Annotated in this window: 13 protein-coding genes and 1 pseudogene; 1 reads left to right on the top strand and 13 read right to left on the bottom strand. The window is 66.1% G+C overall.

What is annotated here, in order from left to right:
- Positions 1-68 precede the first annotated feature (68 nt).
- The 13 genes and pseudogenes from Q0K09_RS05525 to csaB form a co-directional block, all read right to left on the bottom strand.
- Positions 69-188: pseudogene (locus tag Q0K09_RS05525) on the bottom strand (helix-turn-helix transcriptional regulator); the annotation flags it as partial.
- A gap of 172 nt (positions 189-360) precedes the next feature.
- Positions 361-1,620 carry a phosphoribosylamine--glycine ligase gene (gene purD, locus Q0K09_RS05520; RefSeq protein ID WP_294473920.1) on the bottom strand — a complete coding sequence of 420 codons (1,260 nt, stop codon included), beginning with the start codon at positions 1,618-1,620 and terminating at the stop codon, positions 361-363.
- Between the two features lie 45 nt (positions 1,621-1,665).
- Complete coding sequence (locus Q0K09_RS05515; RefSeq protein WP_294473918.1) at positions 1,666-2,481, bottom strand: TraX family protein; 816 nt, start codon at positions 2,479-2,481, stop codon at positions 1,666-1,668.
- Entirely contained in the window at positions 2,481-3,653 is a 1,173-nt protein-coding gene (locus Q0K09_RS05510; RefSeq protein WP_294473915.1) for a phosphoribosylaminoimidazolecarboxamide formyltransferase, read from the bottom strand. The genes Q0K09_RS05515 and Q0K09_RS05510 overlap by 1 nt, the downstream gene beginning before the upstream one ends.
- A 6-nt stretch (positions 3,654-3,659) precedes the next feature.
- Complete coding sequence (locus Q0K09_RS05505; RefSeq protein ID WP_294473913.1) at positions 3,660-4,373, bottom strand: IMP cyclohydrolase; 714 nt, start codon at positions 4,371-4,373, stop codon at positions 3,660-3,662.
- Positions 4,370-5,014, bottom strand: coding sequence for a phosphoribosylglycinamide formyltransferase (purN, locus tag Q0K09_RS05500; RefSeq protein ID WP_294473910.1), 645 nt, complete (start codon positions 5,012-5,014; stop codon positions 4,370-4,372). The genes Q0K09_RS05505 and purN overlap by 4 nt, the downstream gene beginning before the upstream one ends.
- Positions 5,011-6,051, bottom strand: coding sequence for a phosphoribosylformylglycinamidine cyclo-ligase (gene purM, locus Q0K09_RS05495; RefSeq protein ID WP_294473907.1), 1,041 nt, complete (start codon positions 6,049-6,051; stop codon positions 5,011-5,013). The genes purN and purM overlap by 4 nt, the downstream gene beginning before the upstream one ends.
- Before the next feature lie 11 nt (positions 6,052-6,062).
- Positions 6,063-7,505: an amidophosphoribosyltransferase gene (purF, locus tag Q0K09_RS05490; protein WP_294473904.1), complete on the bottom strand. Its 1,443-nt coding sequence runs from the start codon at positions 7,503-7,505 to the stop codon at positions 6,063-6,065.
- A gap of 36 nt (positions 7,506-7,541) precedes the next feature.
- Positions 7,542-8,963 carry an amidophosphoribosyltransferase gene (locus Q0K09_RS05485; protein WP_294473901.1) on the bottom strand — a complete coding sequence of 474 codons (1,422 nt, stop codon included), beginning with the start codon at positions 8,961-8,963 and terminating at the stop codon, positions 7,542-7,544.
- 3 nt (positions 8,964-8,966) lie between these two features.
- Positions 8,967-9,680 (bottom strand): phosphoribosylaminoimidazolesuccinocarboxamide synthase, encoded by a 714-nt coding sequence (gene purC, locus Q0K09_RS05480; RefSeq protein WP_294473898.1) that lies wholly within the window; start codon positions 9,678-9,680, stop codon positions 8,967-8,969.
- 68 nt (positions 9,681-9,748) lie between these two features.
- A complete protein-coding gene (gene purE, locus Q0K09_RS05475) occupies positions 9,749-10,249 on the bottom strand; it encodes a 5-(carboxyamino)imidazole ribonucleotide mutase (protein ID WP_294473927.1) in 501 nt (166 codons plus the stop codon).
- Positions 10,250-10,573: 324 nt separating this feature from the next.
- Positions 10,574-11,665, bottom strand: coding sequence for a hypothetical protein (locus Q0K09_RS05470; protein ID WP_294473895.1), 1,092 nt, complete (start codon positions 11,663-11,665; stop codon positions 10,574-10,576).
- Between the two features lie 10 nt (positions 11,666-11,675).
- Positions 11,676-13,913 carry a polysaccharide pyruvyl transferase CsaB gene (csaB, locus tag Q0K09_RS05465; RefSeq protein WP_294473892.1) on the bottom strand — a complete coding sequence of 746 codons (2,238 nt, stop codon included), beginning with the start codon at positions 13,911-13,913 and terminating at the stop codon, positions 11,676-11,678.
- 113 nt (positions 13,914-14,026) lie between these two features.
- Here csaB and Q0K09_RS05460 point away from each other — a divergent pair, with 113 nt between their 5' ends.
- Entirely contained in the window at positions 14,027-14,560 is a 534-nt protein-coding gene (locus Q0K09_RS05460; protein WP_294473889.1) for a DUF4330 domain-containing protein, read from the top strand.
- Positions 14,561-14,569: the final 9 nt, after the last annotated feature.

Raw genomic sequence — 14,569 nt, 5'->3', positions numbered from 1 at the left:
ATCCAGCCCTCCGGCTGTATCGGTTGAGCAAAAGTCAGCGTGGGATTGATGTGGTATCTTTATCTAAGTGAACCCCCGGCCTCCCATTTCTGGACCGCCTGCCGGGAGACCCCGACGATATGGGCCAGCTCCTCCTGGGAGAGTCCTTTGGCCCGGCGGAGCTGATAGAGCCGTTCTTGAAATGTCATGGGTGTGATTCCTCCTTTTTGACTGGCCCCAGCCTACCAGAAGGCCGGAAAAAGCGCAACCAAGAAGAGCGTTCAATTTGACAACCGGCGGTTGCATCCCTTGTGCCGCAAGGGTTTCACGGCGCAAAAACGCCCGGCGCCGGAGGGTGCCCAGCGCCGGGCGTGCAGGGGATCAGACGGTTCGGCCGATGTCGGTGCGCAGGTGCATATCTTGGAAGGAGATCTTCCCAGCGGCGGCGTAGGCCCTGTCGATGGCCTCCTCCAGGTCCTTCCCCAGGGCGGTGACCCCCAGGACCCGGCCGCCGGAGGTGACGATGGCGCCGTCCTCCCGCCGCTTGGTGCCGGCGTGGAAGACCACGGCGGTCTGGCCCGCCTCCTCCAGGCCGGAGATGGGGAAGCCCGTCTGGTACTTGCCGGGGTAGCCCCCGCTGGCCAGCACCAGACAGCAGGCGGCGGCCTCCTTCCAGCGGATGTCCACCTGGTCCAGCGCGCCGTTCCGGCAGGCCAGCATGATGTCCAGGAGGTCGGTCTCCAGCAGGGAGAGGACGGCCTGGCACTCCGGGTCCCCGAAGCGGGCGTTGTACTCCACCACCTTGGGCCCGCCGGGGGTGAGCATCAGCCCGAAGTACAGCACCCCCTGGAAGGGCCGGCCCTCGGCCTTCAGGGCGGCCACAGTGGGCCAGAAAATCTCCTCCATGCACCGCGCCGCCAGCTCCGGGGTGTAGCCCGGGGCGGGGGAGACCGCCCCCATGCCGCCGGTGTTGGGGCCCTGGTCGTGGTCGAAGGCCCGCTTGTGGTCCCGGGAGGGGGGCATGGGGGAGAGGTGCTCCCCGTCCACAAAGCACAGCACCGTGACCTCGGGGCCGGCCATGCACGCCTCGATGACCACCTGGGACCCGGCGGCGCCGAACTTCCCCTCGGCCATCATGCTCCGGGCGGCGGCCTCGGCCTCCTCCACACTCTGGGCCACCACCACGCCCTTGCCCAGGGCCAGGCCGTCGGCCTTCACCACAATGGGGGCCCCCTCCGCCCGGATGTAGGCCAGGGCCTCCTCCAGGTCGGTGAAGGCGCGGTATTTGGCGGTGGGGATGTGATACTTCTCCATGAGTCCCTTGGAGAAGACCTTGCTGGCCTCAATGACGGCGGCGTTGGCCCGGGGGCCGAAGGCTGGGATGCCGGCGGCCTCCAGGGCGTCCACCATGCCCAGGGCCAGGGGGTCGTCGGGAGCCACCACCACGAAGTCCATGGCGTGGTCCCTGGCCCAGGCCGTCATGGCCTCCACGTCGGTGGCCGGGATGGGGACGCACCGAGCCAGGGCGGCGATGCCGCCGTTGCCGGGGGCGCAGTAAAGCTCGGTGATCTTGGGGCTTTTGGACAGGGACCAGACGATGGCGTGCTCACGGCCGCCGCCGCCCACGACGAGGACTTTCATGGTCATGACCTCCGTATGACAAGATTGGGACCGGGGCTCTCCCGATCAGGACAGGAGCATACTCAGGGCGTAGAGGACCACCAGATGGCCGGGGTAGAACCAGTAGAAGAACCAGCGGCTCCCGTTCCCCCGCTGCCCGTTGTACCGGGCCAGAAGGGGGAGGGAGAGGAGGGAACAGCCGGCCATCAGCATGGTATGGGGGAGATAGAAGCGTTGAAAGTAGGGGAGCCGGGCGGCGGCCTCCGCCTGGAAGAAGGCTCCGCCCTCCCCAAGGGTCCCCAGGACGGGACTCCAGTAGGTCCAGAGATTTCCGGCCGCATAGTACAGGAGGAGACAGCCCGCCAGGGCCAGAAGCTGCCGCCGGCGGTCCTCGCCGCAGGCGTAGACCGCCAGCACCGTGAGGACCCCAACCCAGCCGTAGTCCACCCGCAGGAGGCAGGCCAGCAGGAGGAGCCCCATCGCCGCCAGAACGCCCAGGGGTTTCAGGCCCCAGGTGGAAAGCTGGCGGCAGAGGCAGATGGCCAGGGCGGCCAGGAAGAAGGTGGCCACCACGCTGCCGCTGGTTCCCCCGGTGGCCAGGTACGCCACGGCGTGGGTCACCGCCCCGAATGTTCCCAGCCGCAGGAGATAACCCAGGTAGTCATGGGTCTTCCGGCAGCCCTGGGCGGCGAAATAGGCGAAGATGGGAAAGGCCAGCCGCCCCAGGTACCGCAGGAGATAGCGGGGGATCTCCCAGGGGCCGAAGCAGGCGGCCAGGGGGTCTAAGAGCATCCCCACATGGTCCACCACCATGAAGAGGGCGGCCAGATACTTAAGCTGAGTGGCGGTGAGGCCCCCGGAGGGACGGGCGGCGACGGGCATCAGTGGTGGAAGAGCCGCATCCCGGTAAAGGCCATGACAATGCCGTATTTGTCGCAGGTGGCGATGACATGGTCGTCCCGGATGGAGCCGCCGGGCTGGACGATATATGCCACGCCGGACTTCCGAGCCCGCTCCACGTTGTCCCCGAAGGGGAAGAAGGCGTCGGAGCCCACGGTGACGCCGGAGAGCTGGGCGATCCAGGCCTTTTTCTCCTCACGGGTCAGGGGCTCGGGCCGCCGGGTGAAGGTGTTTTGCCAGACGCCGTCGGCCAGGATGTCCTCGTACTCGTCGGAGAGGTAGACGTCAATGGCGTTGTCCCGGTCAGGGCGGCGGATGCGCTCCACAAAGGGGAGGGAGAGGGTCTTGGGGTGCTGGCGCAGCCACCAGTTGTCGGCCTTGTTCCCCGCCAGACGGGTGCAGTGGATGCGGCTCTGCTGGCCGGCCCCCACGCCGATGGTTATGCCGTCCTTGACATAGCACACCGAGTTGGACTGGGTGTATTTCAGGGTGATGAGGGCGAGGAGCATGTCCCGCCTGGCCGTCTCCGGCAGGTCCTTTTTCTGGGTGACGAGGTTTTCCAGCAGGCCCTCCTGGATGGCGAAGTTGTTGCGGCCCTGCTCAAAGGTGATGCCGAAGACGTCCTTGCGCTCCAGGGGCTTGGGGACGTAGGCCGGGTCGATCTCCACCACGTTGTAGCCGCCCTTGCGCTTGGTTTTGAGGATTTCCAGGGCCTTTTCCGTGTAGCCGGGGGCGATGACGCCGTCGGAGACCTCCAGGGCCAGGAAGCGGGCGGTCTCCTCGTCGCAGACGTCGGAGAGGGCGGCCCAGTCGCCGTAGGAGCACAGCCGGTCAGCCCCCCGGGCCCGGACATAGGCCGAGGCGATGGGGGAGAGGGGCAGGTCCCCGGCGAAGTACATCTGCCGCTCCCCATCGGTGAGCTCCTTGGCCACGGCGGCCCCGGCGGGGGAGACGTGCTTGAAGGAGGCGGCGGCGGGCAGGCCCGTGGCGGCCTTGAGCTCCTCGACCAGCTGCCAGGAGTTGAGGGCGTCCAGGAAGTTGATATAGCCCGGCTTGCCGTTGAGGACCTTCAGAGGCAGGTCCCCGGACTCCATAAAAATGCGGGCGGGCTTCTGGTTGGGGTTGCAGCCGTATTTCAGTTCCAGTTCGGTCATATGCCTTTAGTCCTCCTGATGTCGGTTGATGATGACGGTGTCGGCCGTGCCGGTTTCCAGGTGGATATAGCGCACGAAGAGCGAGACCTTGTTGTCGGCGTTGAGGCTCTGCCAGATGAGGCTGGCAAACGAGGGGGCGTCCGGACTGTGGATGGCCACCTGCTCAGGCTCCCCCTCGAAGGAGGGGAGGGGGTCGCCGTCCCCCAGGTAGGTGTGGATGAAGTGGCCCTGGCCCGCCAGGGGGTTCTCGTACCCGAAGAAATAGCGGCGGCAGGATGCGGGGTTGCCGTCGGCACTCTTCAGGATTGAGAGGGCATAGCTGCCGTCGGCGTGCAGCAGGCCGGAGATGCGGGGGGTGTAGTTGGGCTTATCGGGCTCAAATTCCCGGGTTTTGAGGGACTGGGCGAAGACCTTGCCGGCCAGAAGGCCGTCCCGGATGGTGTCGGTCTGGTCGCCGTTGGTCACCACGGTGTCGGCTCCCACCACCCGGACCGGGTGGTAGATGATGAGGGAGGGGTCGGTCATTTTGGATGGATCAAAGGCCTGGGTGCGGATGCCGTCCTCGGTCTCGGCGAAAATCCGGTTGCGGGAGTTCTCGCTGCGGCCCATGATAAAGTAGGCGATGACAGCATGGGCGCCGCCGGCGGCCTTACCCAGCACAATGCCACGGCCGGGGTATGGGTTGCCGCGCAGCAGCGCGGCCAGATCCAGTGTCTTCATGTTGCACCTCCTGAGATGTGGACCAGCCGGCCCTCCACAGAGAGCCGGTTTTCACAGAAAAGGGCCACCGCCTGGGGCAGGATGTTCCATTCGGCCTCCTCCATGACCCGGCGCTGGAGGACCTCCGGGGTGTCCCCCTCCCGGACCTCCACCGCCTTCTGGAGGACGATGGGCCCGCCGTCTGGCTCCTCGGTGACGAAGTGGACGGTTGCCCCGGTGAGTTTCACCCCGTAGGCCAGGGCCTGCTCGTGGACGTGGAGGCCGTAGGCCCCCTTCCCGCAGAAGGAGGGGATGAGGGCGGGGTGGACGTTGAGGATGGCGTTGGGGAAGGCATCCACCATTTCCCGGGTGAGGATGACCAGGAAGCCGGCCATGACCACCAGATCGGGGGCGGCACATTCCCTTAGCAGCTGTACCATGGCTTTGGTATAAAGCTGGGAGGAGGAATAGTCTTTGCGGGAGAGGGTATAGCGGCCCGGAATGCCGGCAGCTTTGGCCCGATCCAGGGCGTAGGCACCGGGGGTGGAGGAGACCACCGCAGTGATTTCCCCGCCCCCCAGCGCCCCCCGGGCCTGGGCGTCCAGGAGGGCCTGGAGGTTGGTGCCGCCGCCGGAGACCAGCACAGCGATGCGCTTGCTCATACCAGCTCCACCCCGGCTTCGCCCTGGACCACCGAGCCGATGATGTAGGCCCGCTCCCCGGCCCGGCACAGGACCTCCTTGGCCCGGCCCACCTCCTGCCGGGGGATGGCCAGCACCAGGCCCACCCCCATGTTGAAGGTGTTGTACATATCCCGCTCCGGGATATGGCCCTCCTTGGCGATGATGCCGAAGATAGCGGGGACCGGGTAGGAGGAGATCTCAATGCGGGCGGTGAGGCCGGGCTTCATCATCCGGGGGACGTTCTCATAGAGACCGCCGCCGGTGATGTGGCTGATGGCCCGGACGTGGATGCCGTGGTGGAGAAGACACTCCACCGCCTTGACATAGATGCGGGTGGGCTTGAGGAGCTCCTCCCCCAGGGTGCAGCCCAGCTCGGGGATGGACTGGGCCAGCTTTGCCTCGTTGATGTTCAAGGCCTTGCGAACCAGGGAGAAGCCGTTGGAGTGGACCCCGGAGGAGCCCAGGCCCAGGAGCAGGTCCCCCGCTTCCATCGTGGAGCCGTCCAGCATCTTCTCCTGGTCGGCCAGCCCCACGGCGAAGCCGGCCAGGTCGTACTCGTTTTCGGGGTAGAAGCCGGGCATTTCGGCGGTCTCGCCGCCGATGAGGGCGCAGCCGGCCTGGCGGCAGCCCTCCACCACGCCGGAGACAATGGCCTCCACCCGTTCCGGGAGGTTTTTGCCCACCGCCAGATAATCCAGGAAAAAGAGGGGGCGGGCCCCGGAGCAGACAATGTCGTTGACGCACATGGCCACACAGTCAATGCCTACGGTGTCGTGCTTATCCATCAGGAAGGCCAGCTTCAGCTTGGTGCCCACCCCGTCGGTGCCGGAGACCAGCACCGGCTTCTTCAGGCCCGTGAGGTCGGGGGCGAACAGGCCGCCGAAGCCCCCCAGGGTGCCCATGACGCCGGGGATGTAGGTGGACTCTACCAGAGGCTTGATGCGGTCCACGGCCTCGTAGCCGGCGGTGACATCCACCCCGGCGGCCTTATAGCTCTCGCTGTGGGAATTTTTCATGGGTGACCTCCTCATTGTTTGGTGGCTTCGATGGCGGCCTGGCTGAGCCGGCGCTCAAAGCGGAATTTCTCCCGGACCTCCGGCACCGGGATGGGGTAGCGGCCGGTAAAGCAGCCGTCGCAGAAGCCGCAGCGGCAGCCGCTGGCCAGCTTGTGGGCGCTCTCCACGCTGAGGTAGCCCAGGCTGTCGGCCCCCAGGAGGGCGGCGATCTCCTCCGCCGAATGGTCCCGGGCGATGAGGTTGTCTTGGGAGTCCACGTCGGTGCCGAAGTAGCAGGGGTGGAGGAAGGGGGGCGCCGAGATGCGCATATGGACCTCCGTGGCCCCGGCCTCCCGCAGCAGCCCCACGATGCGGGCCGAGGTGGTGCCCCGGACGATGGAGTCGTCCACCACCACCACCCGCTTGCCCCGGACGGCGGAGGCGATGGGGTTGAGCTTGATGCGGACCTTGTCCTCCCGGGCCTTCTGGCCGGGGGCGATGAAGGTGCGGGCGATATACTTGTTCTTGATAAAACCCATGCCGTAGGGGATGCCGGACTGCCGGGCGTAGCCGATGGCGGCGTCCAGGCCGGAGTCGGGGACCCCCACCACCAGGTCGGCCTGGACGGGGTGCTCCAGGGCCAGGAAGGACCCGGCCCGGAGCCGGGCCTCGTGGACGCTGGAGCCGTCGATGGTGGAGTCGGGCCGGGCGAAGTAGATGAACTCAAAGACACACAGGCTGCTGGGGGCTTTTCCGCAGTGGTCCCGGATGCTCCGCAGGCCGTCCTCGCCGGCCACCACGATCTCCCCGGGCGCCACGTCCCGGAGGAATTTGGCCCCGATGCTGTCCAGGGCGCAGCTCTCAGAGGCGAAGACATAGCCTCCATCCAGGGCGCCGATGCACAGGGGGCGGAAGCCGTTGGGGTCCCGGGCGGCGATGAGTTTCCGGGCCGACATGAGGACCAGAGAGTAGGCCCCCTGGAGGCTGTCCATGGCGGCGGAGAGGGCGGCCTCGATGGAGGGGGCCTTCAGCCGCTCCCCGGTGATAGTGTAGGCGATGACCTCGGTGTCGCTGGTGGTGTGGAAGATGGCCCCGGAGAGCTCCAGCTTCTCCCGGAGCTCGGCGGCGTTGGTGAGGTTGCCGTTGTGGGCCAGGGCCATGGAGCCCTTGACGTGGTTGATGACCAGGGGCTGGGCGTTGACGCGGCTCTTGTCGCCGGTGGTGGCGTAGCGGACATGGCCCACGGCCATGTCGCCGGGGCCCAGGTCCTCCAGGATCTGGGGGGTGAAGACCTCGCTGACCAGCCCCACATCCTTGCGGCCGGTGATGACGCCGTCGTCGTTGATGGCGATGCCGGCGCTCTCCTGGCCCCGGTGCTGGAGGGCGTACAGGGCCTGGTAGGCGCAGGCGGCGGCGTGGCGGATGCCCTCCACACGGAGCCCGAAGACCCCGCATTCCTCGTGTAGTGTGGACATGCTGTGCTCCTCGTCTTTTCAGGGTAGAAGGGGGGGTTATTCTCTCCCGCTCCAGCAGTAGGTGCAGATTTTGGTTCGGTCGATGCCGATGGCCTCCAGCAGGCCCTCCAGGGACTGGTAGCCCAGGGAGTCGAAACCCATCTCCCTGCAGATGGCCTGGAGCATACACTGCCCCCGCTGGGTGGAGGCGTCGGTGTACTCATTCAGGTGCTCCTGCCCCTCATCTCCCTCCAGGGCCTGGATGGTCCGGCGGGCCAGGAGCTCCATGTCGGAGTTGCTGCGGGAGAAGTTCAGGTACTTGCAGCCGTATAAAATGGGGGGGCAGGCCGATCGCATGTGGACCTCCGCCGCGCCGGACTCGTAGAGGAATTCCACCGTCCCCTTGAGCTGGGTGCCCCGGACGATGGAGTCGTCCACAAAGAGGAGCCGCTTGTCCTGAATGAGCTCGGGCACGGGGATCTGCTTCATCTTGGCCACCTGGTCCCGGACGGCCTGATTGTCCGGCATGAAGGAGCGGGGCCAGGTGGGGGTGTACTTGACAAAGGGCCGGGCAAAGGGCTTGCCGCTGCGGTTGGCAAAGCCAATGGCGTGGGGGACGCCGGAGTCCGGGACCCCGGCCACAAAGTCCACCTTGGGGAGCTGGCCCCTGCGGACCTCCTCCCGGGCCATGATCTCTCCGTTGCGATAGCGCATGACCTCCACGTTGACCCCCTCATAGTTGGAGTTGGGGTAGCCGTAGTAGGTCCACAGGAAGGCGCAGATGCGCATCTGATCTCCGGCGGGGGAAAGGGTCTCCCACCCGTCTGGGGTGACCCGGACAATCTCCCGGGGGCCCAGCTCGTAGGCGTCGCGGTAGCCCAGCTTGTGGTAGGCGAAGGACTCAAAGGAGACGCAGCAGCCCTCGGCGTCCTGTCCGATGAGCACCGGCAGGCGGCCCAGCTTGTCCCGGGCGGCCAGGATGGCGTCGGGGGTGAGGATGAGGATGGTGCAGGAGCCGTCAATCTGCTCCTGGGCGTGGCGAATGCCGGAGACCAGGTCGTCGGCCTGGTTGATGAGGGCGGCGGTGAGCTCGGTGGCGTTGACCTTGCCGGAGCTCATGGCCATGAACTGGTGGCCCCGCTGGGAGAAATACTGGCCGATGAGGGTCTCGGCGTTGTTGATGATGCCCACGGTGGTGATGGCGTAGAGCCCCAGGTGGGAGCGCACAAGCAGGGGCTGGGGGTCGGTGTCGCTGATGCAGCCGATGCCGGCGCAGCCGTGGAAGCTGGTCAGGTCCCCCTCGAACTTGGTACGGAAGGGGGTGTTTTCAATGTTGTGGATCTGCCGCTGGAAGCCGTCCCGGGCGTCATAGACGGTCATGCCGCCCCGCCGCGTGCCCAGATGGGAGTGGTAGTCGGTGCCGAAGAAGAGGTCCAGCACGCAGTCCCGCCGGGAGATGGCGCCAAAGAATCCACCCATGGCTCACAGCTCTCCCATCAGGCGGCGCATGACCTCTTCATAGGCCTCCTCGGCGCCGCCCATGTCCCTGCGGAAGCGGTCCTTGTCCAGCTTCTCGTGGGTCTTCTCGTCCCACAGCCGGCATGTGTCGGGGCTGATCTCGTCGGCCAGCACGATCTGGCCGCCGGCGGTCTTGCCGAACTCCAGCTTGAAGTCCACCAGGTCGATGCCGATCTCTTTCAAAAAGCCCTTGAGGAGGTCGTTGACCTGCATGGTGTAGGTGTGGATGAGGTCGATCTCCTCCCGGGTGGCCAGCTTCAGGGCCAGGGCGTGGGAGGTGTTGATCAGTGGGTCCCCCAGGTCGTCGTTCTTGTAGGAGAACTCGAAGGTGGGCTCGTCGAAGACAATGCCCTCGGCCACGCCGTACCGCTTGGCAAAGGAGCCGGCGGAGATGTTGCGGACGATGACCTCCAGGGGGATGATGGAGACCTTCTTTACGGCGGTTTCCCGGTCGTTGAGCTCCTGGATATAGTGGGTGGGGACCCCGGCGGCCTCCAGACGGCGCATGAGGTTGTTGGTCATGCGGTTGTTGATGGCCCCCTTGCCGGTGATGGTTCCCTTCTTTTGGCCGTTGAAGGCGGTGGCGTCATCCTTGTAGGAGACGATGACCACGTTGGGGTCCTCGGTGGCGTAAACCTTCTTGGCCTTGCCCTCGTAGAGCTGCTGGAGCTTCTGCATGACGATCCATCCTTTCCTGTGTGTATCAGAAGTATTTTCTGGATACCAGATTTCTATTTGACCTGTGCTCAGCTCAGGGACAGCTCAGCCTGGAGCTTGGCCTCCTTTTCGTCGATCTGAGCGGCCATGCGCTCCCGGGCGGCGTCCAGCCGCTGAGCCAGGGCGTCGTCGGAGACAGCCAGGATCTGGGCGGCCAGCACGGCGGCGTTCTTTGCCCCGTTGATGGCCACAGCGGCCACCGGGATGCCGCTGGGCATCTGGACGGTGGAGAGCAGGGCGTCCAGTCCGTCCATGGCGCCCCCCTTCATGGGGATGCCGATGACGGGCAGGGTGGAGTTCCCGGCAAAGGCCCCCGCCAGATGGGCGGCCATGCCGGCGGCGCAGATGAGGACGCCGAAGCCGTTTTTCCGGGCGTCCCGGGCGAAGCCGGCGGCGGCGGCGGGGGTGCGGTGGGCGCTGAGAATGTGGGCCTCAAAGGGGATGCCCAGCTCCTGAAGCTGGGCGCAGGTCCCCTTGACCACCGGCCAGTCGGAATCAGAGCCCATGATAACAGCGACTTTCTTCAATATAAGGACCTCCAGTATCTAAAAAATTTTGAACAGCAAAAAAGATTCAGGCCATCCGGGGTGCGGATGGCCTGAAAGACAGGCAGCTAGGATAAGGGCGCATGGATGCCCAGGCAGACAGTCCCTCCCACGCAAAAAACAGCCCAGGCGGACAGCTTCATGGTGGCACCCCCTTATACCAGAATGTTCAAAAATAAAGAGATAGCTTCAATATAGCGAAAAATTCCGTCGATTGCAAGGGCGGGGAGTGATTTTCGTATGCTTGAACAAGGGAAAAGAAAAAAGAATCGACGGGATTGTAAAGAATGATTTGCCCGTCTGCCGGCGTCAGAAGAGGCCGATGGCGTCTAGAATGCGCTGGACCTCCAGGGACCGGTTGGACCAGGCCGCCGCCGCCCCGTAATCCCGCCGCCGGGGGGACACCCAGTCGGGGGCCTCCTCCAGGGCCCGCTGGCACAGGCGGCAGTACTCCGCAGGGGTGTGGGCCCCGTAGATGACGTCGGGAAACGCCTCCACCTGGCCGGGGTAGAGGTGGGTGACGATAGGCTTCCCGGTGGAGAGATACTCATAGATGCGCCGAGGGATGATGTCGCTGCGGGAGCGGTCCCGCCGCCGCAGGTCCAGGCAGACGTCGAAGCGCGCCACATAGTCGGGGACCTCCACCGGGTGCCGCCGGCCCAGCAGCCGGACGTTGCCCAGGTCTGCCAGTCTGTCCAGCCGGGGGCGGCCCCGGACCCGGCCCAGGAGCACAAAGGTCCACTCGGGGTGGGCTTCGGCGGCGTAGGCCACCGGAGCCAGGTCCAGTCCGGCGTCGATGGTCCCCACCCAGCCCAGGACGGGGCCCCGCAGGTCCCGGAGCTCCGGGGGGAGATCCCCGCTGGGGCGGGAGAACATGGGGAAGTTGACCCCGTTGGGCAGCAGGACGGTGTTGGCGCCGCAGCGGGAGAGGCGGTCCATCAGCCCCGGGGAGGCGGCAAAGACCACATCGGCGGCAGCGGCCAGCTCCTCCTCCCACTGGGGCGGGAACCGGGACCAGCTGGCGTCGCAGTCGTAGACCAGCCCCCGAAAGGAGAGGTGGTCCAGCAGGTGGACCTGATCGGGGCGGGTGGTCCACAGCACCGGCTCCCGGAAGCCGTGGCGCTGGGCGGCGCCCTGGAGGAACCCGGCCAGCCGGAGGGTCTGGCGCCGCTGGAGGAGCCGGGCCCCCGGGAGGAGGGGGCGGGCCGGGGGGAGGGTGTATACCGTTACATTGGGCCGCACCTGGCGGCCGGGCTCCCGATGAACCCGCCCGCCGCTGGGGGCGGGTTCAAAGAAGAGGACCGATCCTCCCCGGAGCCGGGCGGCGAGCTGCTGGGTACGGGAGGCCGAGGAGCGCCACGGCGTTCGGGAGAGAATGAGAAACTGCTTCAAACCGATCACCTCCCGGGGTTCAGGGATGCAGGCCCAGGAGCTTTTCCGCCGCCTGGCTGTTGCGGCGCTCCACCTGCCGGAGGCGGTCCACGCCGCCGGAGAGAAATTCAGTGTCCCCAATGCGGGCCACAGCGGCGTCGATCTGGGCGCACAGGCCCTCGAAGGTCACCTCCCGGAGGTCGGTAAAGAGGTCCTGGCCGATATAATGCAAAAAGGAGCTGATCTTCTGGTCGTAGACCACCCCCACCAGGGGGACCCCCTGTCCGGCGGAGAAGACCAGGGCGTGGAGGCGCATGGAGACCACCACCTGCATCCGGGAGAAGAGGCCGATGGTGTGGTCGGAGGCCCCGGTGTCCTCGAAGAGGCAGTAGGGGGCTTTCATGTGGGCGGCCGCCATCTGGCAGGCCCCCACGTCCAGCCGCTTCTCGATGGGCAGGAACACTGGGGTAAGGCCGTACTTCTCCCAGGCGTAGTCGGCCGCCCGGCCAAAGACGGCGGCCTTCTCCGCGTCGTAGCCCGGCCAGGGCCGGAGGGTGAAGCCGATATACCGGCCATGGGGGTCCAGGCTGCGGCTCTCCAGCATTCCATCGATGACCTCCGGGGGGGCGGGGGGGAGGATGACCGTGGGGTCGGCGGAGAGGATGATCTCCGGCCGGGAGATCCCCATGTCTTCCAGCTCGGTGCGGGAGTGGGTGTCCCGGAGGGTAATGATGTCCACGTTTTTCTCCAGAACCCGGGCGCACAGCCGCCGGTTGGAGAGGTAGTGGATGGGTCCGATGCCGCAGCCGTACATCAGCACCCGGTTGCCCAGCTTTTTCCCGGCGGAGATGGTGAAGAGGTAGAACCACAGGGAGCGGCGGGAGGTGACGTCCTGCATCAGGGAGCCCCCGCCGTTGATATACAGCCGGGTCTTCCGCATCCGGGAGAGGAACCGGGGGAAGGCGAAGGTGTAGATGGCGTTGACCCGGTAGGTCATCCGGGTCTCCTCCGGCCGCCGGGAGAGGACCCACACCGGCAGGTCCGGGTCGATCTGCCGCAGCTCCCGGACAATGGCCTCCAAAATGGCGTCGTCGCCGGCGTTGCCCCGGCCGTAAGCCCCGCAGACCAGGGCCCCGTCCCGGCGGCCCACGGTCCGGCTCCTGGCCTGGCGGCGGAGGATGGTGCGGTAGATGTCCATCTGGCGCTGGATGGTGGATTCCAGGGAGTACTCCGCGATCCCCTTCTGCCGCAGACGCTCTCCCAGGCGCTTGCGCAGCGCCGGGTCCCGGGCCAGAGTCACCAGATGGCGGGCCAGGGCCTCCGCGTCCCGGGGCTCGAAGAGGAGGCCGTTGACTCCGGGGTCGATGAAGTAGGGCACCCCTCCCACCCGGGAGCTCACCGTGGGCAGGGAGGCCCGGGCCCCCTCGGTGAGGGCGTAGGGAAAGGTCTCAGACAGGGAGGTGAGGGTGTTGATGTCGATGGACTGGTAGAAAGTGTTGGTGTCGCTGATCCAGCCGGCAAAGGCCACCTCCTGGGCCACCCCCAGCTCCCGGGCCAGCGCCTCCAGCCGGGTGCGCTCCTCGCCGTCCCCGGCGATGAGGAGCCGCAGGTTGGGGCACGCCCGGTGGGCCCTGGCGAAGCCACGGATGAGGGTGGCGATGTCCTTCACCGGATTGAGCCGGGCGGCAATGCCCACCGCCACCGTGTCCTCGTCCGCCTGGAGGCCCAGGGAGCGCAGGTACTCCAGCCGGGGCATGGCGGGAGGGTGGAGGGTGAAGTCGATGCCGTTGTATAGGGGGAATAGCTTGTCCGGGTTAAAGCCACGGGCGATGAGCAGGTCCACCATGGCGTCGGACACGCCGATGCGGTAGTCCACCAGCCGGAGGGCCAGGGTGTTGATGGTGCCGTAGCTGATGCGGGAGAAGGGGCGGCCCAGGTAGTCCAGCCGGTAGTCGGAGTGGACGGTGGTCACCACCGGCAGCCCGGTGGACCGTCGGAGGAGGACCCCCATCAGATTGCCCCGGGCCCCGTGGCAGTGGATGAGGTCATAGCCCTCCCGGCGTATTTTTTTCTTCAAAAGGCGCAGGATGCGGGGGAGGTTCCAGCCGGGATAGACCTCGGTGGGGATGCCAAGCTCCCGGGCCTCCTGGGCGAAGGGGCCCTCTATGAAGCAGACCATGGTGACGTCGATGGTCCTGGAGAGGGTTTGCAGCAGGGAGAGGACGTGGGTCTTTGCCCCGCCGCTGTCGCCGCCGCTGATGAGATGGATGACTTTCATGGCGTGCCTCCAAAAAAGACTTGAATCATGCCGGAAAATATTATACAATGCTTCCGGGGCGGGGTCAACGAAAACGGCCCCCTGTCCAAGAAAAGAGATGACGGAGGCACAGCATGAGAGTGGTGGATGAGAAGGGCAGACTCTTCGGAAAACTGAATATCATTGACCTGCTGGTCATTTTCATTTTGATCGCGGCGGCGGCCCTGGTGGGCTGGAAGGTGCTGCAAAAAGACAGCGCCCCCAACGCCGCCCGCACCATTCTTACGTATACCGTTCTGGTGGAGAACGTGGAGCCGGAGGTCTACGAGGGCATTCAGCAGTATGTCCCCGGCGAGAACGGCATCGGCGACCAGCTCATGGCCAACGGCGAGATGGTGGACGCCTATGTGACGGCGGTCACCGCCGTCCCTCACGACGGCGGCATCACCTTCAACAGCACTGGCGGCGAGCGGCTTACCCTGCCGGTGGAGAGCGATAAGCTGGATCTGACCTTCACCATCCAGGCCAACGTGGTCAACACGGTCATCAACGATGTGGGGACCCAGGAGGTCCGCATCGGCAAGAGCCACATTGTCAAGACGGTCCACTTTGAGTTCACCAACGGCGTCATCCTCACCTGTGGGTGGGAGCCCTGGACCGAGGGCTGATGAACGCGG

The sequence above is a fragment of the uncultured Intestinimonas sp. genome, from assembly GCF_944387725.1.
In the GTDB taxonomy this organism is placed as follows: Bacteria; Bacillota; Clostridia; order Oscillospirales; family Oscillospiraceae; genus Intestinimonas.
This window is presented reverse-complemented; position numbering and strand designations above follow the sequence as displayed.

Bases quoted from the DNA above. Each gene is read 5' to 3' on its own strand.
- Q0K09_RS05505 (WP_294473913.1), bottom strand. From the start codon at position 4,373: ATGAAGACACTGGATCTGGCCGCGCTGCTGCGCGGCAACCCATACCCC.
- purN (WP_294473910.1), bottom strand. From the start codon at position 5,014: ATGAGCAAGCGCATCGCTGTGCTGGTCTCCGGCGGCGGCACCAACCTC.
- purD (WP_294473920.1), bottom strand. From the start codon at position 1,620: ATGAAAGTCCTCGTCGTGGGCGGCGGCGGCCGTGAGCACGCCATCGTC.
- purM (WP_294473907.1), bottom strand. From the start codon at position 6,051: ATGAAAAATTCCCACAGCGAGAGCTATAAGGCCGCCGGGGTGGATGTC.
- csaB (WP_294473892.1), bottom strand. From the start codon at position 13,913: ATGAAAGTCATCCATCTCATCAGCGGCGGCGACAGCGGCGGGGCAAAG.
- purC (WP_294473898.1), bottom strand. From the start codon at position 9,680: ATGCAGAAGCTCCAGCAGCTCTACGAGGGCAAGGCCAAGAAGGTTTAC.
- purF (WP_294473904.1), bottom strand. From the start codon at position 7,505: ATGTCCACACTACACGAGGAATGCGGGGTCTTCGGGCTCCGTGTGGAG.
- Q0K09_RS05510 (WP_294473915.1), bottom strand. From the start codon at position 3,653: ATGACCGAACTGGAACTGAAATACGGCTGCAACCCCAACCAGAAGCCC.
- Q0K09_RS05460 (WP_294473889.1), top strand. From the start codon at position 14,027: ATGAGAGTGGTGGATGAGAAGGGCAGACTCTTCGGAAAACTGAATATC.
- Q0K09_RS05515 (WP_294473918.1), bottom strand. From the start codon at position 2,481: ATGCCCGTCGCCGCCCGTCCCTCCGGGGGCCTCACCGCCACTCAGCTT.
- Q0K09_RS05485 (WP_294473901.1), bottom strand. From the start codon at position 8,963: ATGGGTGGATTCTTTGGCGCCATCTCCCGGCGGGACTGCGTGCTGGAC.